We start from the raw sequence: 24,788 nt of genomic DNA, 5'->3' as shown, positions 1-24,788 counted from the left end.
ATGAAGCCAAATATCACGCGCCGCGAGGCCTTCCTCGGCGGCGCCAGCCTTGCGGCGCTCGCTGCCGGCCTGCCGCGTTGGGCGTTCGCGGAGGACGTCGTCACTGCCGAGCAGTTTCTGGCGTTGTCGGCGCGATTGACCGGCACGGACGCAGGCGATCTCGACACCACCATGGCCGCAAAACTACTGCAGGCGATGCTGGCGACAGGACGCGGTCCCGGCCTGACGCTGCTCGCCACCGACACGCAGGTCGATACGGGCAGCGTGGCGAACGACGTGGTCTCGGCCTGGTATTCCGGTGTCGTCGATACCGGGAAAGGCTTGGCAGTGGCCGGCTTCACCGATGCGCTGATGTGGAACGCGCTCGATTTTACCAAACCCTTTGCCTTTTGCGGCGGTGAAACCGGCTATTGGGCCGATCCGCCGCAAAGCTGACGAGATTTTTCCCATGGCCGATATCGAAGCGGATGTGATCGTCGTTGGCTCGGGCGTGTCGGGCGCGCTGCTGGCGGCGAAGCTGTCGGCGGCAGGCGTCAAGGTGGCGGTGCTGGAGGCGGGCTCACCGGTTGACCGGACCGACGCGGTGCAGCGCTACTGGGATGCGCTGATCAAGGTGCCGGAGTGCCCGTATCCGGTCAGCCCCGAGGCCGACCATCCGGTCAGCGACAATCTCGACCACTGGTACCGGCAGGTCGGGCCGGACAAGTTCAAAAGCACCTATGTGAAGGTTTTGGGCGGGACGACCTGGCACTGGCTAGGCACATGCCTGCGTTTCGTACCCAACGATTTCCGGCTCGCCAGCGCCTATGGACGGGGCGTCGACTGGCCGATCGGCTATAGCGAACTGGAAAAGTTCTACGGCGAAGCGGAGACAGAGATCGGTGTGTCCGGCGATTCCGGCGAGTCGCTGGGCGGGCCGCGCTCGTCAACCTACCCGATGCCGGCTATCCCTCAGACCTTTCTCGACAAGGCCTATGCCAAGGCGCTGGCCGGCACGAAATACGAGGTGCGGTCGACGCCGCAGGGGCGCAACTCGGCGGAGCGGGACGAGAGGCCGGCCTGCTGCGGCAATTCGAGCTGCATTCCGATTTGCCCGGTGCAGGCGAAATACGACGCGACCGTGCATGTGGCGCGTGCTGAAAAGAGCGGTGCGGCGATCCACGCGGAGACCACGGCGACATCCATCGAGGTTGGATCTGACGGCCGTATTGCCGCTATTCGCTTCAAGCGGCGCGATCAAAGCGAGGGCACGGCGGTCGGAAAAGTGTTCGTGCTGGCGGCGCACGCGATCGAGACGCCGCGCCTGCTGCTCAATTCGGCGAGCGAACAGCGGCCGGGCGGGGTCGCCAACAGTTCCGACCAGGTCGGGCGCAACCTGATGGACCATCCGACGCAATTGAGCTGGGCGCTGGCGCCCGAGCCGCTGTGGCCGTATCGCGGACCGCTGTCCACCTCCGGGATCGAGAATTTGCGCGACGGCGATTTCCGCAGGGAACGCCCAGCCTTCCGCATCGAGATCGGCAATGACGGCTGGTCGTGGCCGACCGGCGCGCCGACAAGCACGGCAATCGAACTGGCCGGGCAGGGGCTGCGCGGCAAGGCGCTTGACACGGCCCTGCGCGACGAGGCGTCGCGGCATATCAGAATGGCTTCGCTGATCGAGCAATTGCCGGAGCCGCAGAACCGGGTGACGCTGGATCCCAATGAAAAGGATGTTTACGGCGTGCCGCTGCCGCGTCTCTACTACAGCCTCGACGCCTATGTGAAGGACGGGCTGGCGGCGGCGCGCGAGGCTCATGCCGACATTTTCGGCAGGCTTGGCGCCACGCAGATCCAGCACCGCGATGGCGCGGAGGGCGCCGGCCACATCATCGGCACGGCGCGCATGGGCGCCGATCCCAAAAACTCGGTCGTCGACCGGGACCTGCGCAGCCACGATCACGCCAATCTTTTCGTTCTCGGCTCGTCGGTGTTCCCGACCTCGGCGACCGCCAATCCGACGCTGACGATAGCCGCGCTCAGCCTGCGCGCCGCCGACGCGGTGAAGGCGGCGCTGGCGGGATAGCCTTCAAATTTTTCCGAGCAGCGACAGAGCCTCGCGCAGCGGCGTGTCGGGAATTAGATCAGGCCGAGATAGGGCTGGTCCATGTCGACGATGACGAACACCGCGCCGGCGACCGACAGGGCGCACAGGAACAGCGTGGTCATCACAGTCGAATTGCCCGGCGCCATCAGGCCGAAGGATACGAACAACAGCGCTAGCCAGAAGACCAGCACGATGACGAAGGCGATCGGAAGGCCCTCCGTCTCCGATTCAATCAAGAGCCAGTGGGCTTCGGCAATCTCGCCGCTGATCGTCAGCGCACGATTCTGCAGCCAGCGCTGGCCGTCATTGGCGGGAACGAGCGCGCGCAACTCATCCTGCACGCCTTCCACGCCCCTGTCGTCGCCAACGACGTCGATCGGGTCGCTGCCGACATCGCGGATTGTCCAGCTCTGGCGAAGGCGGGCCTCGAGCAGATTGCGTATCTGCTGGCGGGCCGCCGTGGTTTCGGGACCGTATTGGGCCAGCACCCGGTCGAGCAGCACGATGCGCCCCGCTGAGGTCCTGAGTTCGCTCCCTGCATCGTCATAGGCGCCCTTGGCCGAAGCGATCAGAAGGCCCAGCGCCAGCGCTGCCAGCGTGCCGATGATGGCGGTGGAAAGCCGGATCGCATCCTTGGAATCGGAACTCAGATGATGCGTCGGCAGCCGCCCGCGCAGCCAAATGCCGACCAGCGCGGCCACAAACAGGCAGAAGAACACGATCCCGCCCAACACAAGTGAAGTCAAAGCGCGGCCCTCACAGTAAGCGGCGGCAAGCTATCCCATCGGCCCTCGCAAGGCGATGACCGCAACCCTCCCCGCAAGGGTTACCAGCGCGTCTTTTCGCCCGGCGCCGCCGGCTCGATGGCCAGCGCATGCACGCCGCGCTTCAACTCGCCGGAAAGCAGGTCGTTGACGGCGCGGTGGCGCTCGACGCGGCTCTTGCCGGCGAACGCGGCCGATACGATGCGCACGCGGAAATGCGTCTCGCCTGTGCCGTCGAAAGTCGCGTGATGTCCCGATTCGACATGATGGTGGCCGGCGTGCTGATGACTCTCGTTGATGACGTCCAGGCGCTCCGGCGCGAAAGTCTTGATCAGCTTGGCCTCGATATCGCTCTGCAGGGACATTATATCAGCTCCAGGCGCCGTGCCGGCGCCGAGAGGGGTGCCGGGGGCCAAAATTAATCCGCGATTCAGCGGTTAGGGCCATCCTTCCCGAAATGTCAATTCTTGTTTCGCATCTGCGAACGCCCCATAACGGACCGAATGAGCACGTTTTCGAAATATTTCGAGAAGATCCGCGTGCGCCCCGACCCGATGGCCGAGGCGAAGGCGGAAGCGCCACTATGCCAGTGGGACGGCTGCAAGGAGCCGGGCACGCACCGCGCGCCGGTGGGCCGCATGCGCGAGGGCGAGTATTTCCGCTTCTGCTTCGACCACGTGCGCGAATACAACAAGGGCTTCAACTATTTCGCTGGTGCGCCGGCGGCCGAGATCGCGCGCTTCCAGAAGGAGGCGCTGACCGGCCACCGTCCGACCTGGACCGTCGCGTCCAACGGCAATGCGCGCTTCGCCCCGGATTTCTCGCAGAAGCGTTCCGGCAGGGCCGGCTACTACAAGAACGTCCGCGACCCGTTCAACCTGTTCTCGCAGCAGCGCGCCGAGAAGCCGGCCGGCGAAAGCCGGGCAAGGCCGCTCGAGGCCAAGGCGCTGGAAACGCTCGGTCTCGACGCCAGCGCGAAGAGCGACGCGATCAAGTCGCGCTACAAGCAGTTGGTGAAGCGTCACCATCCCGACGCCAATGGCGGCGACCGTGGCTCGGAGGACCGGTTCCGCGAAGTGATCCAGGCGTACAAGATGCTGAAACAGGCGGGCCGCTGCTGATGAAACGTTCGTGAGGACGGGCCGCAATCGGCGGCCTTCGCACCTCGGGTTCACGTATCAGACAGGCGCCCCGTACCGGTTTTCAAAGGTCATCATTTTGGCCGCTTGCGCGCCGATCCTCTGTTTTGGTTCGTTGTAACGGTTTTTGCCGGCGGGACAGAAGTTGGGCCAGAAGCGGCAAGGTCGCTTGCCGTGACCTTTTTCCAACTTTCTTCCGGCCGGAAAAGGCTCTAAGACCGCGCGCGGAAAAATGAATAGTGTGCCGGCGAAGCGGGGCTTCGCCCGTGGAGAAGTTATGAACAAGGTCGACCGCGACATAGCAAACCTGCCGGACACAACCGTTTCGGTGAAAGACAAGTTCGGTTTCGACTCCAAGATGGTCGTGCCGGCCTACTCGACGGCAAGCGAGCACGTGCCGGATCTCGATCCGGATTACCTTTTCGACAAGCAGACGACGCTGGCGATCCTGTCCGGCTTCGCCTTCAACCGCCGCGTCATGGTGTCCGGCTATCACGGCACCGGCAAGTCGACCCATATCGAGCAGGTGGCGGCCCGCCTCAACTGGCCCTGCGTGCGCGTCAACCTCGACAGCCATGTCAGCCGCATCGACCTTGTCGGCAAGGACGCCATCGTCTTGCAGGACGGCAAGCAGGTCACCGAATTCCGCGACGGCATTCTGCCCTGGGCCTACCAGCACAATGTCGCGCTCTGCTTCGACGAATACGATGCGGGCCGGCCTGACGTGATGTTCGTGATCCAGCGCGTGCTGGAAAGCTCCGGCCGCCTGACGCTGCTCGATCAGAGTCGTGTCATCCGCCCGCACCCGGCCTTCCGCCTGTTCGCCACGGCCAACACGGTAGGCCTCGGCGACACCACCGGCCTCTATCACGGCACGCAGCAGATCAACCAGGCGCAGATGGACCGCTGGTCGATCGTCACGACGCTGAACTATCTGCCGCATGACAACGAGGTGGCGATCGTGCTCGCCAAGGCCAAGCATTATCGCGACGCCAAGGGCAAGGACATCGTCAACAAGATGGTGCGGGTGGCCGACATGACGCGCTCGGCCTTCATCAATGGTGATCTCTCGACCGTCATGAGCCCGCGCACCGTGATCACCTGGGCCGAGAATGCCGAGATCTTCGGCGACGTCGGCATGGCCTTCCGGCTGACCTTTTTGAACAAGTGCGACGAACTGGAGCGGCCGATCGTGGCCGAGTTCTACCAGCGTTCGTTCGGGCAGGAACTGCCGGAGAGCGCGGCGAATGTGGTGCTGAGCTAGGCGGACCATCGAGCGGGCCGCCCGGGAGGAGTCGTGAAGCAGGTCGGGTGGAGCCTCATCGGCCTGCTGGCCTGCGGGTGCACAACCTATTACCCCGCGGTAAATGGCGACTACCTCATCAGCACGACCCAGCCGGGCTTCTTCGAGCGGGGCTATGACATCAAGGAGCGCGGGTGGGTGGTGGATATGCTGGCCCGCAACGGCGCGTCCTGCTCGACGCGGCCGGGCGAGGGCGTGACCCGCTGCGCCTATGCCTACTGCGTCGATGCGCGGCCGAAGATATTGACCTGGACGGTCGGACACAGGGTGACGACAAGAACGGTGCGGCCGCCGAAGCTCGATGAGATCGCGGGTGCGTGCGGGCCGTATCACCTGTATGTTCTGCAAGACGCCTATGCGGCCCGCAACGCTGCGACCACCGTGTCGCTGAATTAAACAAAGAGGTTTTCTTGGCAGGCCCAGGCGACAACACACGGACAAAACCGAAGACTGGTGCTGACACGGACCTGTTCAAGCGGGCGGTGACAGTGTGCATGCGTGCGGTCTCGGGCGACCGCGAGCTGGAAGTCGGTTTCGCCAAGGACAAGCCGGCGCTGGCCGGCAGCCGTGCGCGGCTTCCCGAACTGCCGAAGAAGCCGACCGTGACCGACATCGCGGTGACGCGCGGGCTGGGCGACTCGATGGCGCTGAAGCGCGCCTGCCATGACAGCCGCGTGCATCTGAAGCTCGCGCCGGAAGGCAAGCAGGCGCGCGCCGTGTTCGACGCGGTCGAGCAAGCGCGGGTCGAATCGATCGGCTCGCGCCGCATGGCTGGGGTGGCCGACAATATCGGCCAGATGCTTGAGGACAAATATCTCAAGGCCAATCTCGCCGATGTGCGCGAGCAGTCGGAAGCGCCGCTCGAGGAAGCGCTGGCGCTGATGGTGCGCGAAAAACTGACCGGCCGGCCGGTGCCTAAGAGCGGCGAAAAACTCGTTTCGTTGTGGCGCGACTGGGTCGAGGAGAAGGCTGATGGCGCGCTGGACGACCTTGCCAACAAGCTCGACGACCAGCAGGCCTTCGCCCGGCTGGTCCGCGACATGCTGGCCTCGATGAACATGGCCGAGGAACTCGGCGACGAGCAGCAGAACGACGAGGCCGAGAACGACGAGAACGAGCCGCAGGGTGAGGAAAACAGCGAGGAGGGCGGCGAGGACGATACGTCGGGTGACCAGGCGCAGCCGGAGGATAGCGAGGCCACGTCCGAGGACGAGCAGGCCGGCGAGATGGAAGCGGCCGACGCCGACACGGATGACATGTCCGACGATGAGGACGCCGACGCCGAGACGCCGGGCGAGACCAAGCGCAGGGACGATCCCTTTACAAACCTGCCGAAGGAGATCGACTACAAGGTGTTTTCGACCGCCTTCGACGAGACCGTCGGCGCCGAGGAGCTTTGCGACGAGGAGGAACTCGACCGGCTGCGCGCCTTCCTCGACAAGCAACTCGCAAACCTCTCGGGCGTCGTCGGGCGGCTCGCCAACCGGCTGCAGCGGCGACTGATGGCGCAGCAGAACCGCTCCTGGGATTTCGACCTCGAAGAGGGCTATCTCGATCCAGCGCGGCTGGTGCGCGTCGTCATCGACCCAATGCAGCCGCTGTCCTTCAAGCAGGAGCGCGACACGAAATTCCGTGACACGGTGGTGACGCTGGTGCTCGATAATTCCGGCTCGATGCGCGGCCGGCCGATCACGGTGGCGGCCACCTGCGCCGACATCCTTGCCCGCACGCTGGAGCGCTGCGGTGTTTCCGTCGAAATCCTTGGTTTCACCACCCGCGCCTGGAAGGGCGGGCAGGCCCGCGAAAAATGGCTGAAGGACGGCAAGCCGGCTAATCCCGGCCGGCTGAACGACCTGCGCCATATCGTCTACAAAAGCGCCGATACGCCGTGGCGGCGCGCGCGCCGCAATCTCGGCCTGATGATGCGCGAAGGTCTGCTCAAGGAAAATATCGACGGCGAGGCGCTGCTGTGGGCGCACAATCGCCTGATAGGCCGGCCGGAGCAGCGGAAAATCCTGATGATGATCTCCGACGGAGCGCCGGTGGATGATTCCACCCTTTCGGTCAATCCGGGCAATTATCTGGAACGGCACCTGCGCGCCATCATCGAACTCATCGAGACGCGCTCGCCGGTCGAGTTGCTCGCCATCGGCATCGGCCACGACGTGACGCGCTACTATCGCCGCGCCGTCACAATCGTCGACGCGGAAGAACTCGCCGGCGCCATGACCGAGCAGTTGGCATCGCTATTCGGCGAGGAGACGCCGCGCGACATGCGCCGCAGCGGCGGTTTCCGGCGGGCGGGATGAAGATGCACCTGTGGCGGGTGGCAGTGGTTTGGGAACGCTTCAAACGGCGTTCCTTGCCGGGTGTCCCGTCTGTCTGGTGGAGTAACGGCATTTCGGCAGCGTCTCACTCCGTCCAACACCCCTCATCCGACCTCGCTTCGCTCGGCCACCTTCTCCCACAGGGGGAGAAGGGGGAGTTTCGCGCCAGCCTCAAAGCTAACCACCAACATTGGAGACTTGCAGAAGCGGTGCGGCAACGCTCCCCCTTCTCCCCCTGTGGGAGAAGGTGGCCGAGCGAAGCGAGGTCGGATGAGGGGTGTTGGACGGAGTGTCACCGGTGGAGACGGGTGCGAAGGGGCGCCGCGCTGGCCGCGTCATTTTTCGCAGCTCTGCTCGTACTGCCTCTCGTCCCAGCCCATGCAGAACCCGCGCCGGTCGAGCGGATGGAGATCACCGCGCGGCCGATCGAAAAATTTCATATCGGCCGGGACGAGAAAATGTTCGGGCCGCTGGAGTTCGTCGGCGGGCTGGAGATGACCGCCTCGGCTCGCGACTTCGGGGCGCTGTCGGCCTTCCGTTTTCTCATGCCGGGCAAGGATTTCGTCGGCGTTGCCGACACGGGCATGTGGTATTTCGGTTCGATCCTGCGCGATGCGGCGGGCCGTCCGAGCGGCGTCGCCAATTTCCGCATGGTGCAGATGGTCGACGAGGCCGGCAAGCCCATCGACGAGAAATGGCTGGTCGACGCCGAAAGCCTCGACGTCAAGGACGGTATTGCCACCGTCGGCTTCGAACGCGATCACCGCATCGCCCAGTTCCGGCTCGATCCCGATGACATGAAGGCGCCGTTCCGGCAGCTCGATTTTCTCGTGCCGAAACGGGAACTGCGCCAGAACCGCGGTTTCGAGACGGTGACGCGCGCGCATCCCCACGGGCAGCATGAGGGCGGGCTGGTGGTGGTGTCGGAAAAGAGCCTCGACAAGCAGGGCAACATCTTCGCGGCGATCATCGAGGGGCCGAACAAGGGCGTCTTCACGGTCAAGCGCAGCGGTGATTTCGACATTACCGATGGCGCCTTCCTGCCGAATGGCGACCTGCTGCTGCTGGAACGCAGCTACCGGCTCGCCGACGGCGTGAAGATGCGGCTGAGGCGCATCTATGGCGAGTCGATCGCCAAGGGGAAGGTGGCCGACGGGCCGGTGCTATTCACGGCCGACATGGCCTATCAGATCGACAATATGGAAGGGCTGGATGTGTGGCAGCGAGCCGACGGCGCCACGATGGTGTCGATCGTCTCCGACGACAACCATTCCATCCTCCAGCGCAATCTCTACCTGGAATTCGTGCTGCACGCGGATTGAGGGCGAGTAGCCCGAATCTAGGCTGCCGGCTGGATCGGCGCGCGGCGACGCCGCAGCAGCGCCAGCCCGCCGATAACGATCAGCGCGGCGCCGAAAATGGTCGTCAGGCCGGGTATGTCGCCGAAGAACAGATAGCCAACCACCGCAGCGCCCAGCAGTTCGACATAGATCAGCGGAGCCAGCGTCGAGGCGTCCGCCAGCCGGAACGCGTAGATCGTCAGCATGTGGCTGACCGTCGACAGAAGCCCGATCAGGAAGAACAGCGGCAGGTCGGACAGCGCCGGGGTCTGCCAGAACGCGATTCCCTGCGGAACGAGCAGCAGTGAGCCGACAACGCATTGGAACGCCAGCATCTTCACCACCTCGCTGCCTTGTGCGGCCCGGCGGCTGGCGATCATGTAGCAGGCGAAGAAGACGCCGGAGCCGAGCGCCAGCAGGATGCCGGGCTCGATGGCGCCGCCCGGCTGCAGGATGATCATCGAGCCCAGGAAGCCGAGCACCAGCGCTATGGCCTTCTGCGTCGTCATGCGCTCCTTGAGGATCAGCATCGACAGGATGACGGCGACGATGGGTGCCACGAAATAGGCGCTGATGGCGGTAGCCAGCGGAATACGGGCGATCGCCAGGAAATAGCAGGTCATGGCGCCGATGATGAAGACAGTGCGCAGCAGATTGGCGCCGATCTGCTCGGTCGGGAAGATTTTCCGGCCGTACATGGCGAAGGCGATGGGCAGCACGATCAGCGACGCCATGGCGTAGCGCGCCGAACTGATGAACAGCGGCGAATAGGTGGCGGACAGATGTTTCGCCATGCCGTCGACCAGTTGAACGGTCAGCAGGCCGGCGATCATCAGCACGATGCCCCTGGTCGTTTCCGAAGCCGAGTGTGTCGCGGTGACTGGCATGGCCATGCGTTTCTGGTTCCGGCAAGTTTCCGTCAGCGGGGCTGCCGCCAAATCCGGTCCGCATTGAGCATCTTGCGGGAAGGACCGATAGCGCCACGCCTTCGGGCATGAGCCGTCCAAGGGAAGCGCTGGACTAACCTGCCCGCTTGGTCGCGATCCAGATCACATGGCGTGCGCCGCGCTTGCCGCGTGCGCGTGTTCCGATCTCGTCGACGGAAAACCCCGCTTGCCGCAGCCGGCGGGTGAAGTGGTCGTCCGGCCCCGATGACCACACCGAAAACACGCCGCCGGGCTTCAGTGCCTCATGGGCGGCGGCGAGACCTGAAAAGTCATAGAGCGCGTCGTTGCCCTGCCGGGTCAGGCCCTCGGGGCCGTTGTCGACGTCGAGCAGGATGGCGTCCCAGGACGACGTATCGGAACGGATGAGGCTGCCGACATCGCCCTCATGGACGGCGACGCGCGGATCGTTGAGGCAGCCGCCGAACACCTGCGCCATCGGGCCGCGTGCCCAGGCGACGACGGCCGGCACGAGTTCGGCGACGGTGACGCTTGCATCATTCCCGAGTGCGGCGAGAGCGGCGCGCAGCGTAAACCCCATGCCGAGGCCGCCGATCAGTATTTTCGGCGCAGACCGGCCTTGGATGCGCTCGCAGGACAATTTTGCCAGCGCCTCTTCCGAACCGGAGAGGCGACTGTTCATCAGCTCGTTGGTGTCGAGCATGATGGAGAATTCGCTTCCGCGCTGTTTCAGCCGCAGCGCGCCACCGCCGGGGATCGGCGCGCTGTCGAGCTGGACCCAGGGGATCAAGCGAGGACCGTCGGCTGGCTCCAGCGCGCGGCAATCAGCCGGTAGGGGATCAGCGCGAAGATGGCGATGAGCAGCTTGACCGACAGGTCGCCCAGCGCCCATGACACCCAGCGCGCGGTCTCCGCCGGCAGCGCGCCGAGCAGGGGAGTGCTTTCCAGCGCAAAGGCGTCGCTAGGGCCCACGAAGGCAAAGGCCGCCGCGAAGGCGATGGAGAAAAAGACCATCGTGTCGACGACCGATCCGGCCAGCGTGCCAAAGATGGGCGCCCGCCACCAGCTCTGCCGGCGCAGCCAGTTGAACACGGTGACGTCGAGCAATTGCGCCGTAACGAACGCCGCGCCCGAGGCGGTCGCGATGCGCACCAGCCTGCCGGCGGCAGTGTCGAACTCGATCAGACCGAGGCGATAGAGCAGAGGCGGCACGACGATCGAACATGTCACCGCCACCATGAAGCCGGCGAACACGACTTTCCGCGCGAATAGCGGCCCGTGGCGGCGGTTGGCGAGGTCGGTGACGAGGAAGGCGACGGGATAGGTGAAGGCGCCCCAGGTGAGGATGTCGGCCAGCGACAGGCCGCCGAGCGTGCCCTGCACCGGGAACTGCACGAGGATGTTGGAGGCGACGACGACAAGCGCCATGGCGGCCACGAAGGGCAGATAGGTCTTTCTGGTGTGCATTTTTTTATCCTGGGTAATGGAACCAGTGGCAGGCCGCATTATGCGGCCGCCCCAATGAAACGGAGCCCGCCGTCGATGACGCCGGGCTCCGCTAAGGCGGTCGTCCCCCGCCTAAGAAACGTCAAAACCTCAGGCGGCGGCCTGTTCGGCGGTTTTCTTGGCGATCTGCTTCTTCAGCAGGCGGGCGCGCTGCGAGAGTTCATGCTCGTCGGCCTTGGCCAGGAAGGCGTCGAGGCCGCCGCGATGCTCGACCGAACGCAGCGCGTTGGCGGAGATGCGCAGGCGCACATTCTGGTTCAGCGCTTCCGAGATCAGCGTGACGCTTACCAGGTTCGGCAGGAAGCGGCGGCGGGTCTTATTGTTGGCGTGGCTGACATTGTTGCCGGTGAGCACGGCCTTGCCGGTCAGTTCGCAAGCACGGGACATTTTTATAACCTTCGGTTCTCTTATCGGGCCAACAGATCGTCTTCGCCAGCACTGGCGCGCGGTCTTTCGGGCGGCCTCTTGGAAAAGTCGGCGTTCCATAGTGGCATTTGGCCGGTGCGTCAAGGCTGGAACTGACCGCGATGACGGCACGCGCGGCCAGCGCATTGGCCGCCGAACCGGTTTGTGCCAGTCGACGTCTTACGCCAATCGTTCAGGAAAGTGCCAGATCGATTGCCGCCTCCGCATGCAGTTTCGTCACGTCGAATGCTGGAAGAGGATAGCCATCGTTGTCGAGCAGCAGGGGCAGTTCCGTGCATCCGACAATGATCGCCTGGGCTCCCCGGTGGCCGAGTTCGCCTGCCATCTCGACCAGCCGGGCGCGGGAGGCAGCCTCGAATTTGCCGACGGTCAGCTCCTCGACGATGATCCTGTGCAGCGCCGCACGCTGATCCTCGGGTGGGGTCATCACCTCAATGCCGTATCGGTCTGCGAGCCGTTGGGCAAGAAAACCCATCTCCATCGTGAAACGTGTCGCGAGGAGGCCGACGCGCGTGAATCCGGCGGCGCGGATCGCTTCCGCCGTGGGGTCGGCAAGGTGCAGCAGCGGAATGCGCAAGGCGGCCTCCACTCGGTCCGCCACGGCATGGGCGGTGACCGCCGTGAGCATGACGAAGTCGGCTCCCGACGCTTCTAGGCGCCGGGCCGCATCGGCCAGCATTTCGGCCAGTTCATCCCATCGGCCGCTTGCCGCACGGCTGTAGAGATCATCGAAATCGAAAGTGAAAAGCATCGACCGCGCATTGTGGTAGCCACCGAGGCGGCGGTGAACGGCGTTGTTCAGCAGACGGTAATAGAGGGCGCTGGACTCCCAACTCATTCCGCCCAGCAACCCGATCAGCTTCGACTGGCCGGCCGCCATTGTTTCCCTCCGCATCCTAAGTTCATGCCGGACATTGCTCGTGGACTTCGATGGCGGGGTCAAGAGCCTGCCCGATGCCGGCATCTCCGGTGGACGATCTCTTGCAAAATGATGCCGAAAGCTGCACTCTTCCGGACGCGGCCGTGGACAGGCGGATGCCGGTTGTGTCACGCCATTCGTCTTCGTGACCCTTTCTCACGAAACCGCCTGCCGAGCCGGGAAAGTAGTTTGTCGGATGACCTTGACCGCTCGCCATGACGCCCGCATCTGCCGGGGCTGCTGGGACCAGATGCATATGCCGATCCCGATCCGGGGTCCGCTGGCACTGCCGTTCCAGGCTTTCGGCATCACCCGCAGCAAGATGAACCCCAATATCTGCACGATCTGTGAGCGCGCCTTCACCTTCGTCAAGAAGCAGCGGCACATCTCCGCAACGGCTTCCATCATGTTCGCGGACATTCGTGGTTATACGCTTCTGTCGGAACGGCTCGATCCGCTCGCGCTGAGCGAGATCGTCAGCATCTTCCAGGACGAGTGCGCGAAGGCCATCTGGGAGCATGACGGCATCGTCAACAAGCAGATGGGCGATGGTCTGATGGCGATCTTCAACTTCCCGATCAAGAACGATCGCCATGCGGCGGCGGCCATCCAGGCGGCGATCGAAGTGCAGCGGCGCTGCGGCGAGGCGCTGGAAAAGCTGGCGGCCCGTGGCATCGACACGGCCGCCGAGGCGCTGGGCGTGGGCGTCGGCGTCCATACCGGCCAGGTGGAGATCGGCGAGTTCTCCACCTTCCGCAGCGATTTCACGGCAATCGGCGGCGCGGTGAACCTGACGGCGCGGCTGGAGTCCCAGGCGGCGGCGGGCGAGATTCTTGTCTCGGCCGAGGCGGCCGCGCAGGCACCGGAGCTGGTCGCCGGAGCGACCATCCGCGAATTTTCGCTGAAGGGCATCAACCAGGCGGTCCCGGCCCACGTCATGACGATGCATTGAGCCCCTGAAAGCCTGCCGTTTCACATTGCTGCCGGATTTGTCGCTTTCCTGAACGGCATGATCGACAGGAAGCAAACCAAGAACGGAGCCGCAGGGCTCTGGGCGGGGCGAACCGGGCCGGTTGCGCTCGCGTTGTTGCTGGCAATGCCGGCGGCTGCGCCCGCGCGCTCCGAGGTCGAGACGTTCAAGGGCGAATACACCGTCTCCTATCTCGGCCTCACCATTGCTCGCTCGACCTTCGAGAGCCGCTTCGAAAACGGCAAATTCGCTGTCGAGGGGACGGTGGCGAGCGCCGGCATTGCGGAAATCTTCGACCGCACCAAGGGCAACAGTTCCGCCTCCGGCGGCTTTGCCGGCGACCGCACGCAGCCCGACGCCTTCCGCATGAACTACACCGAGGGCAAGCGCAAACAGATGACGGCGCTGAAATTCAGCGCCGGCGACGTCGTCAGCACCGAGAACGTGCCGCCGCTGAAGAAGCGCAAGAACTGGGTGCCGCTGAAACCGGGAGACCTCGACGGCGTCAGCGATCCGCTGTCGGCCGGCCTGATCAGGGCGTCGAGCCCGGACAAGGTGTGCGGGCGTACGCTCAAACTTTTCGACGGCGAGTTCCGCATGGACGCCACGCTGCATGCGGCGCCAAATTCGGAGGCCGCAAAAGCCTATGGTGACGGCGTCGTGACCTGCCGCGTCACGGTCAAGCCGGTCTCCGGCTACCGCAAGGGCCGCAAGGCGCTGGACTATCTGGAGAAGCAGAGCAGGATCATGATCGCGTTTGCGCCGCTGGGCTCGACCGGCGTATATGCGCCCGTCCACGCGACCGTCGGCACGCAGATCGGAACCGTGACCGTGAGGGCAAAGAGCCTCGACGCGAAGAATTAGCGGGACGCGCCCGCGCCGGAGGGTTTCATGGCACGGGCTACGCTGACCGGTTTCTCCGCGGTGGCGATGTGGGCGCTGCTGGCGCTGCTCACCGACGCATCCGGCCAGGTGCCGCCGTTCCTGCTGTCGGCCATCACCTTCGCCATCGGTACGGCTGTTGGGCTTTGCGCCGGGCTGCTCACGGCCAAACCCGCCGCACCGGCAAAAATCCCGCCGGTCGTCTGGGTAATCGGCATAGGCGGGCTGTTCGGCTACCACTTCTTCTATTTCACCGCGCTGCGTAATGCACCGGCGGTGGAGGCCAGCCTGATCGCTTATCTATGGCCGCTATTGATCGTCGTCGGCTCATCGTTGATGCCGGGCGAAAAACTGCGCTGGAATCATGTGGCGGGCGCCGTGCTGGGGCTCGCAGGCACGGTGCTGATCGTCACGAAGGGCGGCGGCCTCTCCTTCGAAAGCCGCTACGCCTTCGGCTATGCCATGGCCGCCGTCTGCGCGCTGCTGTGGTCGAGCTATTCGCTGCTGTCGCGGCGTTTCGCCGAGGTGCCGACCAGCATCGTCACCTGGTTCTGCGCGGCCACCTCGATCCTGTCGTTCGCCTGCCACCTCGCTCTGGAGCAGACTGTGCTGCCGGCGAATGCCGGCCAGTGGCTGGCGGTGTTCGGGCTCGGCCTGATGCCGGTCGGCGCCGCGTTCTATGCCTGGGATTATGGGGTCAAGCGCGGCAACATCCAGGTGCTGGGGGCGGCGAGTTACGCGGCTCCGCTGCTGTCCACGCTGGTGCTGATCGCCAGCGGCTTCGCCGAGCCGACCTGGAACGTCATCGGCGCCTGCCTGCTGATCACGGTCGGCGCGGTGCTGGCGGCGCGGCCGAGATTGTTTCCGGGCTCGCGCGTCGCGGAAGCCGAGGCCGGCACATGATGCCGTTCGAAGGCGGGGTCGAAAGCCCCGGCAATGCCACCCTCATTTTCTCCTGTGCGGCGGCGCTGCTCTACGGCACCATGGCGGCCGCGCCGCCGCGTGTCGTAGCCTCTGTTTGAAGACGCTGGCCGTCGCACTGCTGGCCGTGCTGGCTGGAATGCAAGGCGGGCACTGGCTGCTAGTCCTCGCGCTGGCGCTGAGCGCTGCCGGAGACCTGTTCCTGTCGCGCTCGGGCGAAAGGGCGTTTCTGGCCGGGCTCGCAAGTTTCCTCGCCGCGCATATCGCCTATGTCGCGCTGTTCGCAAATGTCGGCGGCGGTTTGGGGGTTCTGGCCGCCGCACCGTGGCGCGGTGCGCTGGCCGCCGTCCTCGCCGTTTATGGATTGGTCATGCTCGCGCTGCTTTGGCGGCGAATCGGGCCGGAGCTTCGCATGCCTGTGGCGGTCTATATAGTCACCATCCTTGCCATGGGCATTTCGGCGCTGACGCTCGACGCGCCGCTGGTCATTATCGGCGCGCTGCTGTTCATGACGTCGGACACGCTGCTCGCCACCGAGAAATTCCTGCTGCCGGCGATCTCGCGGCAACGCGACTGGATGCGCTATGCCGTGTGGGGAACTTACTATGTCGGCCAGTTGGCGATCACGCTCGGACTGATCCGGTTTTGATCAGCGGTTTTGTTGTGCGTCCTTCGAGGATCGCCTCGAAGGACGCACCCAACCCTAATGCGGCTCCCACCCTTCCGGCGCCAGTTCGAACGAAGAAAACTCGAAACCCGGCGCGACCGTGCAGCCAACCAGCGTCCAGTCGCCGAGGCTGCGGGCCGTTTGCCAGGCATCGGCAGGCACTACCGCCTGCGGCCGTTCGCCCTCCAGCAGGTCAATGCCGAGGCGGTGTGAGGAGTGGCCGGCGGCCTTTTCATAAATGATCAACTCAAGCGGCGCGCCGGCGTAAAAATGCCATACCTCCACCGCGTCGCGCACCCGGTGCCAGGCCGAAACGTCGCCATGTTCGAGCAGGAAGTAGATAGCCGTTGACGCCGCGCGGCCATCTGCGGCCGGCGTGTCGCGAAACATCTCGGCATACCATCCACCTTCCGGATGGCGCTTCATGCCGAGCATCTCGACGATGGCAGGCGCCGACAGGGAGGACATGGCCGGCCCCGCCACGGTCAGAAATTGTCCTTGCGCTTGCGGATCTCGGCGAACACCGCCTCGTCGGACGCATTCTCCATACCGAGCGTGCGGCGGATTGCCGGATCGTTCGGACGCAGGAACGGGTTGGTCTCCAATTCGCGGTCTATCGTGGTCGGCAAGGTCGGCTTGCCGTCGGCGCGCAGCCGGTCGATCTCCGCTGCACGCTCCTTCAGCGCCTTGTTGTCGGGGTCGACGCTCAGCGCGAAGCGGGCGTTGGACTGCGTGTATTCGTGGCCGCAATAGACGGCGGTCTCGGGCGGCAGCGCCGACAGCGTCTTCAGCGACTGCCACATCTGCGCCGCCGTGCCTTCCAGCAGCCGGCCGCAGCCCAGCGCGAACAGCGTGTCGGCGGCGAAAAGCAATTTCGAATCCGGGAAATGATAGGAGACGTGGCCCAGCGTATGGCCCGGTGTGAAGAACACCCGCACCTCTTCGTCACCAAAACGGAAGGTCGAGCCGCCGTCGACGGTCTCGTCGATGCCCGGAATCTTTGCCTTCTCCTTCGCCGGTCCGACGATTTTCAGCCCGAACCGTTCTTTCAACGCCAGGTTCGCCTCGACATGGTCGGGATGATGGTGCGTGGTCAGGATCAGCGTCGGTGTCCAGCCCGTCCGCTCGACCGCTTCCAGGATCGGCTTCTCCTCCGGCGCGTCGATCAGCGCCGTCTCTCCGGTTTTGCGGTCGCGTATAAGCACGCCGAAATTGTCGGTCCGGCACATGAACTGGTCGATGTCGATCGTCATCAAAATTCTCCTTTTTCGCGGGTTTAGATAGAGCGTGACGCCGGCGGTGTCATCCCGCAGGATGGTCCATGTTGAACTCGTCATGCGAGCCCGCTACCGTCGCTGCCCATGAATTCGGACATCGTCGACCTCCGCTCCTTCTATGCCTCGCCGCTCGGGCAGGTGGCGGAGCGCTCGATCACCTTCGCGTTGTCGGCGCTGTGGGCGAACCTGCCCAACGAGCGGCTGGTCGGGCTCGGCTATACGCTGCCATGGCTGGAACGCTTCGGCGCCGATGCCGAGCGTGTCTTCGCCTTCATGCCGGGAACGCAGGGCGCGGTGCGCTGGCCGCCGGAGGCGCCGTCGTCCACCGTCCTGGTGTTCGACGAGGAACTGCCCCTGGTCGACGCCTCGATCGACCGGATGATCCTGGCGCATTGCCTCGAACATGCCGAAAACCCGCGCGAGACGCTGAAGGAGATCTGGCGTGTCCTGTCGCCGGCCGGCCGCGTCGTCATCGTCGTGCCCAACCGGCGCGGCGTCTGGGCGCGATTCGAGCACACGCCGTTCGGCACCGGCCGGCCATTCTCGCGCAGCCAGCTCAACGAGCTTCTGCGCGATGCCAATTTCACGCCGTCGGCCTCGTCGGACGCGCTGTTCTTCCCGCCGTCGCGGCGGAATTTCTTGATGCGGCTGCAGCCGATGCTGGAGCGTGCCGGTCGGCGCTTCTGGCCGATCTTCTCCGGCGTGGTCATCGTTGAGGCGCAGAAGCGGCTCTACCAGGGCATCCCGGTGTCGCAGCGCGCCTCGCGCCGGGTGTTCGTGCCGGTGCTCAATCCGCAGGGCGCGCGGGCGGCGAGGGGGTGACGACCTGACCCTCCCCTCAAGGGAGAGGGTGAACGCAGCGCTCGCCATTCCGCCATGTTTCTGGTCTCGGCTGGGGATGTTTCCCTGGGGATCGGCCCATGCTGTCCTTGCTCGGCGTGTTGTTCTGCCTCGGCTGCGACGTGCGGCCGGTGGCGACCGCCATGCCGGCCGATGTCGAGTTGGTGCTCGCGGTCGACGTGTCGCGCTCGATGGACGCCGACGAATTCGCACTGCAACGGGCGGGTTATGTCGAGGCGATCCGTCATCCGGACTTCATCAATGCCGTGCGCGCCGGGCGCAACGGACGCATCGCCATCGCCTATTTCGAATGGGCGGGCACGGTGCGGAGGGAATCGCTGGTTCCCTGGCAGGTCATCGACAGTCCTGAAAGCGCGCAGGCCTTTGCCGCCGCTCTCGCTGGACGACCCTTCGGCGGGTATACGGGCACGTCGATCTCCGGCGCGCTGGATTTCGGAAATGGGCTGTTCGACGACAATTCGGTCGATGGGCTGCGCCGTGTCATCGACGTGTCGGGTGACGGGCCGAACAATATCGGCCTGCCGGTGACGGGCGCGCGAGATCGCGCTGTCGCGGCGGGCATTATCGTCAACGGCCTGCCGATCATCATCCGGCCGTCCCCGACCTTTAGCGAGCTCGACCGCTACTACGCCGAATGCGTCATCGGCGGGGAAGGCTCGTTCATGCTGCCGATTCGGTCGGTCGACGAGTTTGCCACGGCGATCCGCCGCAAGCTGATCCTGGAAGTCAGCGGTGCGACGCCGCCGGCAATCGTCATTCCGGCCGCTGGCGAGCCGGTCGACTGCCTGAAAGGCGAGCGCGATCGGAGATTTTTCTCGGATCCGTATTTTCCTGAGTTGGACCGATAGGGCGACGTTTGGCCGGATCGAAGCATACTTCGGCGTGCAGCGGAAGACGGTCTACCCGCGCGGCTGGTGGGCATCCGCATCGAGCCAGTGGCCGACGAAATAGTGGAGTTGGCGGTGCCACCAGGGCCAGTCGTGGCTCGCGTCTGTTCCCCAATAATCGACCCAGGCCGGAATGTCCTTTTCGCGCAGGATGTGTTCGAGCTCGCGGGTCTCGACCAGCATGCGCTCTTCCCAGGCGCCCTGGCCGCAGCAGAAGATCAGCCGGCAGTCGCGCAGCCTGGCGAGCGTGGCGCCATCGTCGAGGCCGGGCAGATAGTCGAGCGGTGAATTGTAGTAAATGCCGCCATCCAGAGCCGCACCGAAGAAATCGCGGGTCGAATAGACGCCGGAGAGCGCGATCACACCGGAGACCATCTCCGGGTAATGGAACGCGAAGTTGGAGGCGTGGAAGGCGCCCATGGAGCAGCCGGCCATGATCGGCCGGAGCTGTTTTCCGGCATTGGAGGTTTTCGCCTCCTCCACGACCTGCGGGAACAGTTCCTCGCGCACGTAGCGGAAATACTCGTCATGACGGCCGATGCGCGCCTGCAGATCGGGCTCGGTCGAGAAAAACGTCTCCCAGTCGATGCCGTCCACCGTCCAGAGCTGGATGCGCCCGGCCTCGATGAATTCCGACAAAGCCGCCACCGCGCCGGAATCCTCGAACTGGAAGAATCGGCCCTTCGAGGTCGGGAACACGGTGACCGGCCGGCCGGCATGGCCGTAGCGCTTGTGCTCCATGGGGCGACCAAGAAAGCGGCTGTCGATGCTGTGGTAGGAAATGCGCACCGGCTCAGGCCTCCTCGGCATGGATGAAATCGATCGCCTCACGGACCTCCGCCAGATCCTTCGAGCGTAGCTGATAGGCGTAGTTTCCCATGGCGCGGCTGAACACGTCCTCTATGGCGTTGTGGCGGACGATCTTGCCGCCAAGCGCGGCTAGCACGGCCTGATGATCGTGGCGATAGTGGATGTGTTTCTTCCGGCTGGCATAGGCAGTGAAATATTTGCCGGTGAACGGGCCGCGGTTCCGGTCGTTGATCACCATTTCCGCCCATTCGGCATAGACGTCGACGTCGTAGGCGAAGTTGATGGCGTCGGTCATCCAGGCGCCCGGCGGACGCATGTTGACCTCCAGAGCGATGGCGCGGCCGTCGCGCGCCTGGAAAAGCTCCAGGTGGAAAAAACGCTCGCGCACGTCGAAGGCTTTGAGGATCTTTCGGCCGGCCGCCTCTATCGCCGGGTCGATCTTGGGATAACAGACGTAGCTCAAGTGCCGGTCCTTGTTGACCACGTCCATGACGCTGTGGTCGTAGCGGGTGCTGGCGGCCAGCACCACCTCGCCGTCGCGGTTGGCCAACCCGTCATAGGTAACGACCAGCCCGTCGATGAACTGCTCCATGACGAAGGTGACGTCCTCGGGCCTGTCGCGGAAGAAGGCGTCGAGTTCTTTTGCATTGGAAATCTTGAAGGTGTTGCTGGCGCCCGACCCGGAATCCGGCTTCACGACGACCGGATAGCCGACGCGGCGGATGAAGGTGAGCGCGCCGGCGCGGTCGGAGCATTTTCGCTGCGGGATGGTGTCGACGCCGCTCTTGCGGAAGAAGGCGCGCATGCGCGACTTCTTCTTCAAATTCTTCACGAAGTCGAGTTTGGTCCCATAGATGTTGAAGTCGGTGCGGATGCCGGCTTCCAATTCCAGCCAGTGTTCGTTGAGCGATTCAAAGCGGTCGATGCGGCCCCATTTGTGGATGAAATGGCCCATGGCGCGCAGCGTCAGGTCGTAATTCTCCATGTCGGCGATGCGGTAATATTCCGACAGCGCCGCGCTCAGTTTCGGGTCGAGCCCGTCATAGGGCGCGTCGCCGATGCCCAGCACCGTGGCGCCGGCCTTTTTCAGCCGGTCGCAGAAATCGGCGCCGGTGGTTGGGAAATGCGGGGAAAAGAAGACGAAATTCATGCGACGCCCTCCACCTGCCGCGCATGCGCGACAGAGGCGAGTGTCGTGTATTTTTCGACGGCGCGGAAGGGGTGGCATCTGACCGGATCAAGGCATCCGAAATATCAGACGTCCGGTGAATTCCGAGGGTTTATTGCCCCTTGATGATCTTCCAGACCGGTGAAGCGTCCCTGTCCAGATTATAGGCGTCCTTACGCGAGATGCGACCCTGTTGGACGGCGGTCACCATCCGCTTGCAGAACAGTTCTGGCATCTTTTCCCGGCTGACGCGCATGAGTTGGGAGACTTCTACCTGCCAACCGTACTGCCAGCCATTCACCTTTCTCACGCATTGCGCTACGACTTCATCGATCGTCTTGGGCTTGGTCTGCATGCAGCCCGTCAAACCAACCGCCGCGACCACGGCAACCATCACGATACGCTTCAAAATCATGCCCCCGACAATGCGCGCCAAAGTAGCCAATTGTCGGAGGACCGCAAGCATATGGCGAACGGAATTCGCGGCGAAGGTTACCGCTTAGGCAAGACATTGGCCGCTTCTCAGCGAGATTCCGAAACCGCCAAGCATCAACCCCGAACGACGGACTATGCCCCCTTGCCGATCTCCTCCAGTTCGTACGGCGTCGTCTGGTAGACCTGGTTGATCCAGTTGCCGAACAGGAGATGGGCGTGCGAACGCCAGCGGTTGAGCGGCGGCCGGGCGGGATCATCGTCTGGGTAGTAATCGTGCGGCACCTCGATGGGCGTGCCGGCGGCCACGTCGCGGTCGTATTCCTCCTTGAGCGAGGTGGAATCATATTCGATGTGGTTGAAGATATAGAGCCGGTTGGCGGTTCTTTCGGCCAGAAGGCACGGACCGGTTTCGTCCGATTCCATCAGCACTTCCAGGCCCGCGTCGGCAGGAATGTCGGCGGACCGAACCTCCGTCCAGCGTGAGACCGGAATGGCGAAATCGTCGGAAAACCCGGCGAGATAGGGCGAAGCCGGCGCGTTGTTGCCGTGGCGGAACACGCCGAAAGCCTTCTTGTCCAGCGTGTGCTTGGGAACGTCGTGGAAATGCCAGGCCGCGGCCATCGCTCCCCAGCAGATGAAGAAGGAGGAATGGGCGTTGGTCGTCGTCCAGTCGAGGATGCGCGTCAGCTCGTCCCAATAATCGACGTCCTCGAACTCCAGCAGCTCGATCGGCGCGCCGGTGATGATGAAGCCGTCGAACTTCCGGTCCGCCACCTCCTCCCAGGTCTGGTAGAAGGAGATCAGATGATCCTCGGGCGTGTTCTTGGCCTTGTGGTTGCCGACGCGCACCAGCGTCAGTTCCACTTGCAGCGGCGTGGCGCCGAGCAGCCGCGCGAACTGCGTTTCCGTGCGGATCTTGTTGGGCATCAGGTTGAGCAGGCCGATCTGCATCGGGCGGATGTCCTGGCGCATGGCCGTGCGCTCGTCCATGACGGAGACGCCCTCGCGCACCAGCACGTCGCGCGCGGGAAGCTGGTTGGGGATCCTGATCGGCATGGCGCCGCCTCCAAAACAAAAAACCGGCCGCGAAAGTCGCGCCCGGTCCAAACGGCTTATTTTGCCGACGGCCCTTTAGCGACTTTTTTAACGTGGCTGCAAGCCGACCGGCCAAATCACCACGGAAGTTCGACGGCTGACATACTGCCGGCGGAGCAGGGCGTCAATGGCACATGAACTGTGGAACGAACATCGGGTTGTAGCGGCTGACGTTGGACAGCGGCCAGCAATTGACCCGTGTTGGCATCCCGCGACTTCCGCCCAAGGGGAGCCAGTCGGCCGGCGCCAGGCAATCGCGCACGGCCGCAAAAGGGGATGAGGTTGTCTCGGACGAGCCGGATTTTTTTGCCTGGGCCCCGCCAAGCCTCTGTTCCTGCTGGGACCGGCATCTTTCCACCCGGCGCCTAAACCACGCCGCGCACGATTCTCATCCCCCTCCCGAAAACCTGCCTCATACTTGCCGTCAGTTTCTCCCGCGGGAACGCCGGTCATGACGGTGATTTGCGGGGAGGAGCCGGCGTCCCGGAGATAGCGGCTAACGTGGCCGTGAAGGCCGGGGGCTGTCCCAGAGTTCCCACATACACAAGCTGGAGTATGTCTGCCAGTACGCAACGACATTGCAGGCGCAAGCCGTAAGGCGATGGTTAGCGTAGCGGAATGGGATGGTGAAAACATGCGCCGGACGGGCGGCCGGAAGGTCGCAGATAAATTATTAGATGAGCGAGCTTGCGGCCGCCCGTCTTCCCGAACTTTCTCAATGGCCAGGGCGGAGTTCCGCAGCGTGGCGACGAACAAGTGCGGGTTTCCCTTCCCCTTGAGGGGAGGGCCCGGCCTTAGGCCGGGGGAGGGGTCGCTGCGGCAGTGCTCCGACCTGAAACAAGATTGGCGATTGGCCGCACCAACCCCACCCGGCCGCTTCGCGGCCACCCTCCCCGCAAGGGGGAGGGGAAGCGCAGCCCCTCGACAACAACTTCGCCCGCCTGTATTCCGCGAGCCGCCCGCCCAAGGCCCTTCAGCCGGATAACCAGACATGACCGCAAACCAGAACCGCCCGCAGCCGAAACCCGGCATTCTCGACATCGAAGCCTATGTGCCGGGAAAAAGCGCCGCGCCCGCCGGCATCGCCAAGGTACACAAGCTCTCCTCCAACGAGAACCCGCTCGGCGCCTCGCCGGCGGCGATCGAGGCGGTCAGGAAGGTCGCGGAAAAACTGGAATTCTATCCCGACGGATCGGCGGCAAGATTGCGCGAGGCGATCGGCGCGGCGCACGGGCTGAACCCGGCCAACATCGTCTGCTCCAACGGCTCCGACGAGGTGATCGGGCTGCTGGCGCAGACCTACCTGTCGCCCGGCGACGAGGGGATTTTCACCGAGCACGGTTTCCTGGTCTACAAGATCTACATCCAGGCGGCCGGCGCGGTGCCGGTGGTCGCCAAGGAGACGGCGGAGACAGCCAATGTCGACGCGATTCTTGCACTGGTGACGCCGCGCACAAAGATCGTCTTCCTCGCCAATCCCAACAACCCGACTGGCACCTACATCCCCTTTGACGAGGTCAAAAGGCTGCATGCCGGTCTCCCGAAAAACGTGCTGCTGGTGGTCGACGCCGCCTATGCCGAATATGTGCGCCGCAACGACTACGAATCCGGCATCGAGCTGGTGTCGGCCTTCGAGAACGTGGTGATGACCCGCACCTTCTCGAAGATCCACGGGCTGGGCGGCGCGCGCATCGGCTGGGCCTATTGCCCCCCGCATATCGCCGACGCGCTGAACCGGGTGCGCGGGCCGTTCAACGTCAACGCGGCGGCAATCGAGGCCGGCGTCGCGGCGATGGGCGACCGCGAGCATGTCCAGCGCACGGTGGTGCACAACGCGCACTGGCTGGAATGGCTGAACGTCGAGTTGGCGAAGCTTGGTCTCCGGGTGACGCCCAGCGTCGGCAATTTTGTGCTGATCCATTTTCCGGACGACGCGAAGCACACAGCGGCGGCGGCCGACGATTATCTCTCTGCGCGCGGCTACATCCTGCGCCGCGTCGCCGGCTACGGCTTTCCCAATGCGCTGCGCATGACCGTCGGCACCGAGGAGGCCAATCGCGGTGTGGTGGCCTCGCTCAGCGAATTCCTGAAAAGCTGATC

27 protein-coding genes, 1 pseudogene and 1 riboswitch are annotated in these 24,788 nt (G+C 64.3%); of the genes and pseudogenes, 15 read left to right on the top strand and 13 right to left on the bottom strand.

From position 1 onward, the window contains the following. Together ABMA59_RS20150 and ABMA59_RS20145 are read left to right on the top strand one after the other, a co-directional pair. Positions 1 to 435: a sugar dehydrogenase complex small subunit gene (locus ABMA59_RS20150; protein WP_349007173.1), complete on the top strand. Its 435-nt coding sequence runs from the start codon at positions 1 to 3 to the stop codon at positions 433 to 435. A 13-nt stretch (positions 436 to 448) separates the two neighbouring features. Next, a complete protein-coding gene (locus ABMA59_RS20145) occupies positions 449 to 2,065 on the top strand; it encodes a GMC family oxidoreductase (protein ID WP_349007172.1) in 1,617 nt (538 codons plus the stop codon). A 3-nt stretch (positions 2,066 to 2,068) separates the two neighbouring features. Here the strand turns inward: ABMA59_RS20145 and ABMA59_RS20140 are convergent. Together ABMA59_RS20140 and ABMA59_RS20135 are read right to left on the bottom strand one after the other, a co-directional pair. Then, positions 2,069 to 2,832 (bottom strand): annotated as a pseudogene (locus ABMA59_RS20140) (bestrophin-like domain). Positions 2,833 to 2,912: 80 nt separating this feature from the next. Beyond that, positions 2,913 to 3,215 (bottom strand): BolA family protein, encoded by a 303-nt coding sequence (locus tag ABMA59_RS20135; RefSeq protein WP_349007171.1) that lies wholly within the window; start codon positions 3,213 to 3,215, stop codon positions 2,913 to 2,915. A 138-nt stretch (positions 3,216 to 3,353) separates the two neighbouring features. On the opposite strand from ABMA59_RS20135, the gene ABMA59_RS20130 reads away from it, so the two are divergent. The 5 genes from ABMA59_RS20130 (at position 3,354) to ABMA59_RS20110 (ending at position 8,941) form a co-directional block, all read left to right on the top strand. Continuing rightward, positions 3,354 to 3,971, top strand: a complete 618-nt coding sequence (locus tag ABMA59_RS20130; RefSeq protein WP_349007170.1) for a J domain-containing protein — start codon at positions 3,354 to 3,356, stop codon at positions 3,969 to 3,971. A gap of 295 nt (positions 3,972 to 4,266) precedes the next feature. Next, positions 4,267 to 5,253: a cobaltochelatase subunit CobS gene (gene cobS / locus ABMA59_RS20125; protein ID WP_349007169.1), complete on the top strand. Its 987-nt coding sequence runs from the start codon at positions 4,267 to 4,269 to the stop codon at positions 5,251 to 5,253. Between the two features lie 33 nt (positions 5,254 to 5,286). After that, a complete protein-coding gene (locus ABMA59_RS20120) occupies positions 5,287 to 5,688 on the top strand; it encodes a hypothetical protein (protein WP_349007168.1) in 402 nt (133 codons plus the stop codon). Positions 5,689 to 5,702: 14 nt separating this feature from the next. Beyond that, a complete protein-coding gene (cobT, locus tag ABMA59_RS20115) occupies positions 5,703 to 7,601 on the top strand; it encodes a cobaltochelatase subunit CobT (RefSeq protein WP_349007167.1) in 1,899 nt (632 codons plus the stop codon). 368 nt (positions 7,602 to 7,969) lie between these two features. Continuing rightward, positions 7,970 to 8,941: an esterase-like activity of phytase family protein gene (locus ABMA59_RS20110; RefSeq protein WP_349007285.1), complete on the top strand. Its 972-nt coding sequence runs from the start codon at positions 7,970 to 7,972 to the stop codon at positions 8,939 to 8,941. A 17-nt stretch (positions 8,942 to 8,958) separates the two neighbouring features. On the opposite strand, the gene ABMA59_RS20105 is transcribed toward ABMA59_RS20110, so the two are convergent. From ABMA59_RS20105 to ABMA59_RS20085, 5 genes are all read right to left on the bottom strand, one after another. Beyond that, positions 8,959 to 9,852 (bottom strand): DMT family transporter, encoded by an 894-nt coding sequence (locus ABMA59_RS20105; protein ID WP_349007166.1) that lies wholly within the window; start codon positions 9,850 to 9,852, stop codon positions 8,959 to 8,961. Positions 9,853 to 9,979: 127 nt separating this feature from the next. After that, a complete protein-coding gene (locus tag ABMA59_RS20100) occupies positions 9,980 to 10,654 on the bottom strand; it encodes a spermine/spermidine synthase domain-containing protein (RefSeq protein WP_349007165.1) in 675 nt (224 codons plus the stop codon). Further along, positions 10,651 to 11,331: a queuosine precursor transporter gene (locus ABMA59_RS20095; RefSeq protein WP_349007164.1), complete on the bottom strand. Its 681-nt coding sequence runs from the start codon at positions 11,329 to 11,331 to the stop codon at positions 10,651 to 10,653. The genes ABMA59_RS20100 and ABMA59_RS20095 overlap by 4 nt, the downstream gene beginning before the upstream one ends. 129 nt (positions 11,332 to 11,460) lie before the next feature. Continuing rightward, positions 11,461 to 11,757 carry a 50S ribosomal protein L28 gene (gene rpmB, locus ABMA59_RS20090; RefSeq protein WP_349007163.1) on the bottom strand — a complete coding sequence of 99 codons (297 nt, stop codon included), beginning with the start codon at positions 11,755 to 11,757 and terminating at the stop codon, positions 11,461 to 11,463. Between the two features lie 211 nt (positions 11,758 to 11,968). After that, positions 11,969 to 12,676: an aspartate/glutamate racemase family protein gene (locus ABMA59_RS20085; RefSeq protein WP_349007162.1), complete on the bottom strand. Its 708-nt coding sequence runs from the start codon at positions 12,674 to 12,676 to the stop codon at positions 11,969 to 11,971. Positions 12,677 to 12,911: 235 nt separating this feature from the next. Between ABMA59_RS20085 and ABMA59_RS20080 the strand changes: the two genes are divergently transcribed. From ABMA59_RS20080 to ABMA59_RS20060, 5 genes are read left to right on the top strand one after another with little or no spacing between them, the layout of a single operon-like run. Beyond that, positions 12,912 to 13,667: an adenylate/guanylate cyclase domain-containing protein gene (locus ABMA59_RS20080; RefSeq protein WP_349007161.1), complete on the top strand. Its 756-nt coding sequence runs from the start codon at positions 12,912 to 12,914 to the stop codon at positions 13,665 to 13,667. A gap of 57 nt (positions 13,668 to 13,724) precedes the next feature. Then, a complete protein-coding gene (locus ABMA59_RS20075; protein WP_349007160.1) occupies positions 13,725 to 14,549 on the top strand; it encodes a DUF3108 domain-containing protein in 825 nt (274 codons plus the stop codon). A gap of 27 nt (positions 14,550 to 14,576) precedes the next feature. Continuing rightward, positions 14,577 to 15,470 (top strand): aromatic amino acid exporter YddG, encoded by an 894-nt coding sequence (gene yddG, locus ABMA59_RS20070; RefSeq protein ID WP_349007159.1) that lies wholly within the window; start codon positions 14,577 to 14,579, stop codon positions 15,468 to 15,470. Next, positions 15,467 to 15,589 carry a hypothetical protein gene (locus tag ABMA59_RS20065; RefSeq protein ID WP_349007158.1) on the top strand — a complete coding sequence of 41 codons (123 nt, stop codon included), beginning with the start codon at positions 15,467 to 15,469 and terminating at the stop codon, positions 15,587 to 15,589. Before yddG ends, ABMA59_RS20065 begins: the two co-directional genes overlap by 4 nt. Then, a complete protein-coding gene (locus ABMA59_RS20060; protein WP_349007157.1) occupies positions 15,586 to 16,137 on the top strand; it encodes a lysoplasmalogenase family protein in 552 nt (183 codons plus the stop codon). The genes ABMA59_RS20065 and ABMA59_RS20060 overlap by 4 nt, the downstream gene beginning before the upstream one ends. A 54-nt stretch (positions 16,138 to 16,191) precedes the next feature. Here the strand turns inward: ABMA59_RS20060 and ABMA59_RS20055 are convergent, their stop codons facing one another. Further along, positions 16,192 to 16,623: a cupin domain-containing protein gene (locus ABMA59_RS20055; protein WP_349007156.1), complete on the bottom strand. Its 432-nt coding sequence runs from the start codon at positions 16,621 to 16,623 to the stop codon at positions 16,192 to 16,194. 17 nt (positions 16,624 to 16,640) lie between these two features. Next, positions 16,641 to 17,408, bottom strand: a complete 768-nt coding sequence (gene gloB, locus ABMA59_RS20050) for a hydroxyacylglutathione hydrolase (protein ID WP_349007155.1) — start codon at positions 17,406 to 17,408, stop codon at positions 16,641 to 16,643. A 108-nt stretch (positions 17,409 to 17,516) separates the two neighbouring features. Between gloB and ABMA59_RS20045 the strand changes: the two genes are divergently transcribed. Together ABMA59_RS20045 and ABMA59_RS20040 are read left to right on the top strand one after the other, a co-directional pair. After that, positions 17,517 to 18,254 (top strand): class I SAM-dependent methyltransferase, encoded by a 738-nt coding sequence (locus ABMA59_RS20045; RefSeq protein ID WP_349007154.1) that lies wholly within the window; start codon positions 17,517 to 17,519, stop codon positions 18,252 to 18,254. Positions 18,255 to 18,352: 98 nt separating this feature from the next. Then, the gene (locus ABMA59_RS20040) at positions 18,353 to 19,141 is read left to right on the top strand and encodes a DUF1194 domain-containing protein (protein WP_349007153.1); all 789 of its coding nucleotides are present in this window, start codon (positions 18,353 to 18,355) and stop codon (positions 19,139 to 19,141) included. A 51-nt stretch (positions 19,142 to 19,192) separates the two neighbouring features. Here ABMA59_RS20040 and ABMA59_RS20035 read toward each other — a convergent pair whose 3' ends face one another. The 4 genes from ABMA59_RS20035 to metA all read right to left on the bottom strand — a co-directional run bounded on the left by ABMA59_RS20035 (position 19,193) and on the right by metA (position 22,649). Further along, positions 19,193 to 19,969, bottom strand: coding sequence for an esterase family protein (locus tag ABMA59_RS20035; RefSeq protein ID WP_349007152.1), 777 nt, complete (start codon positions 19,967 to 19,969; stop codon positions 19,193 to 19,195). 4 nt (positions 19,970 to 19,973) lie between these two features. Then, positions 19,974 to 21,140, bottom strand: a complete 1,167-nt coding sequence (locus tag ABMA59_RS20030; RefSeq protein WP_349007151.1) for an ATP-grasp domain-containing protein — start codon at positions 21,138 to 21,140, stop codon at positions 19,974 to 19,976. Between the two features lie 130 nt (positions 21,141 to 21,270). Further along, positions 21,271 to 21,624 carry a hypothetical protein gene (locus ABMA59_RS20025; protein ID WP_349007150.1) on the bottom strand — a complete coding sequence of 118 codons (354 nt, stop codon included), beginning with the start codon at positions 21,622 to 21,624 and terminating at the stop codon, positions 21,271 to 21,273. A gap of 101 nt (positions 21,625 to 21,725) precedes the next feature. After that, the gene (gene metA, locus ABMA59_RS20020) at positions 21,726 to 22,649 is read right to left on the bottom strand and encodes a homoserine O-acetyltransferase MetA (RefSeq protein ID WP_349007149.1); all 924 of its coding nucleotides are present in this window, start codon (positions 22,647 to 22,649) and stop codon (positions 21,726 to 21,728) included. 55 nt (positions 22,650 to 22,704) lie between these two features. After that, positions 22,705 to 22,782, bottom strand: a riboswitch (SAM riboswitch). Positions 22,783 to 23,679: 897 nt separating this feature from the next. Here metA and hisC point away from each other — a divergent pair. Beyond that, positions 23,680 to 24,786, top strand: coding sequence for a histidinol-phosphate transaminase (hisC, locus tag ABMA59_RS20015; protein WP_349007148.1), 1,107 nt, complete (start codon positions 23,680 to 23,682; stop codon positions 24,784 to 24,786). Positions 24,787 to 24,788: the final 2 nt, after the last annotated feature.

Origin of the sequence: Mesorhizobium yinganensis (genome assembly GCF_040081985.1) — a bacterium.
Classification (GTDB): Bacteria; Pseudomonadota; Alphaproteobacteria; order Rhizobiales; family Rhizobiaceae; genus Kumtagia; species Kumtagia yinganensis.
The sequence above is the reverse complement of the archived record's forward strand: the minus strand, read 5'-3'. Positions and strand labels throughout refer to the sequence as shown.

Coding starts and splice junctions, on each gene's coding strand:
- ABMA59_RS20150 (WP_349007173.1), top strand. CDS start 1: ATGAAGCCAAATATCACGCGCCGCGAGGCCTTCCTCGGCGGCGCCAGC.
- ABMA59_RS20145 (WP_349007172.1), top strand. CDS start 449: ATGGCCGATATCGAAGCGGATGTGATCGTCGTTGGCTCGGGCGTGTCG.
- ABMA59_RS20135 (WP_349007171.1), bottom strand. CDS start 3,215: ATGTCCCTGCAGAGCGATATCGAGGCCAAGCTGATCAAGACTTTCGCG.
- ABMA59_RS20130 (WP_349007170.1), top strand. CDS start 3,354: ATGAGCACGTTTTCGAAATATTTCGAGAAGATCCGCGTGCGCCCCGAC.
- cobS (WP_349007169.1), top strand. CDS start 4,267: ATGAACAAGGTCGACCGCGACATAGCAAACCTGCCGGACACAACCGTT.
- ABMA59_RS20105 (WP_349007166.1), bottom strand. CDS start 9,852: ATGGCCATGCCAGTCACCGCGACACACTCGGCTTCGGAAACGACCAGG.
- ABMA59_RS20095 (WP_349007164.1), bottom strand. CDS start 11,331: ATGCACACCAGAAAGACCTATCTGCCCTTCGTGGCCGCCATGGCGCTT.
- rpmB (WP_349007163.1), bottom strand. CDS start 11,757: ATGTCCCGTGCTTGCGAACTGACCGGCAAGGCCGTGCTCACCGGCAAC.
- ABMA59_RS20085 (WP_349007162.1), bottom strand. CDS start 12,676: ATGGCGGCCGGCCAGTCGAAGCTGATCGGGTTGCTGGGCGGAATGAGT.
- ABMA59_RS20080 (WP_349007161.1), top strand. CDS start 12,912: ATGACCTTGACCGCTCGCCATGACGCCCGCATCTGCCGGGGCTGCTGG.
- ABMA59_RS20075 (WP_349007160.1), top strand. CDS start 13,725: ATGATCGACAGGAAGCAAACCAAGAACGGAGCCGCAGGGCTCTGGGCG.
- yddG (WP_349007159.1), top strand. CDS start 14,577: ATGGCACGGGCTACGCTGACCGGTTTCTCCGCGGTGGCGATGTGGGCG.
- ABMA59_RS20065 (WP_349007158.1), top strand. CDS start 15,467: ATGATGCCGTTCGAAGGCGGGGTCGAAAGCCCCGGCAATGCCACCCTC.
- ABMA59_RS20055 (WP_349007156.1), bottom strand. CDS start 16,623: ATGTCCTCCCTGTCGGCGCCTGCCATCGTCGAGATGCTCGGCATGAAG.
- gloB (WP_349007155.1), bottom strand. CDS start 17,408: ATGACGATCGACATCGACCAGTTCATGTGCCGGACCGACAATTTCGGC.
- ABMA59_RS20045 (WP_349007154.1), top strand. CDS start 17,517: ATGAATTCGGACATCGTCGACCTCCGCTCCTTCTATGCCTCGCCGCTC.
- ABMA59_RS20040 (WP_349007153.1), top strand. CDS start 18,353: ATGCTGTCCTTGCTCGGCGTGTTGTTCTGCCTCGGCTGCGACGTGCGG.
- ABMA59_RS20030 (WP_349007151.1), bottom strand. CDS start 21,140: ATGAATTTCGTCTTCTTTTCCCCGCATTTCCCAACCACCGGCGCCGAT.
- ABMA59_RS20025 (WP_349007150.1), bottom strand. CDS start 21,624: ATGCTTGCGGTCCTCCGACAATTGGCTACTTTGGCGCGCATTGTCGGG.
- metA (WP_349007149.1), bottom strand. CDS start 22,649: ATGCCGATCAGGATCCCCAACCAGCTTCCCGCGCGCGACGTGCTGGTG.
- hisC (WP_349007148.1), top strand. CDS start 23,680: ATGACCGCAAACCAGAACCGCCCGCAGCCGAAACCCGGCATTCTCGAC.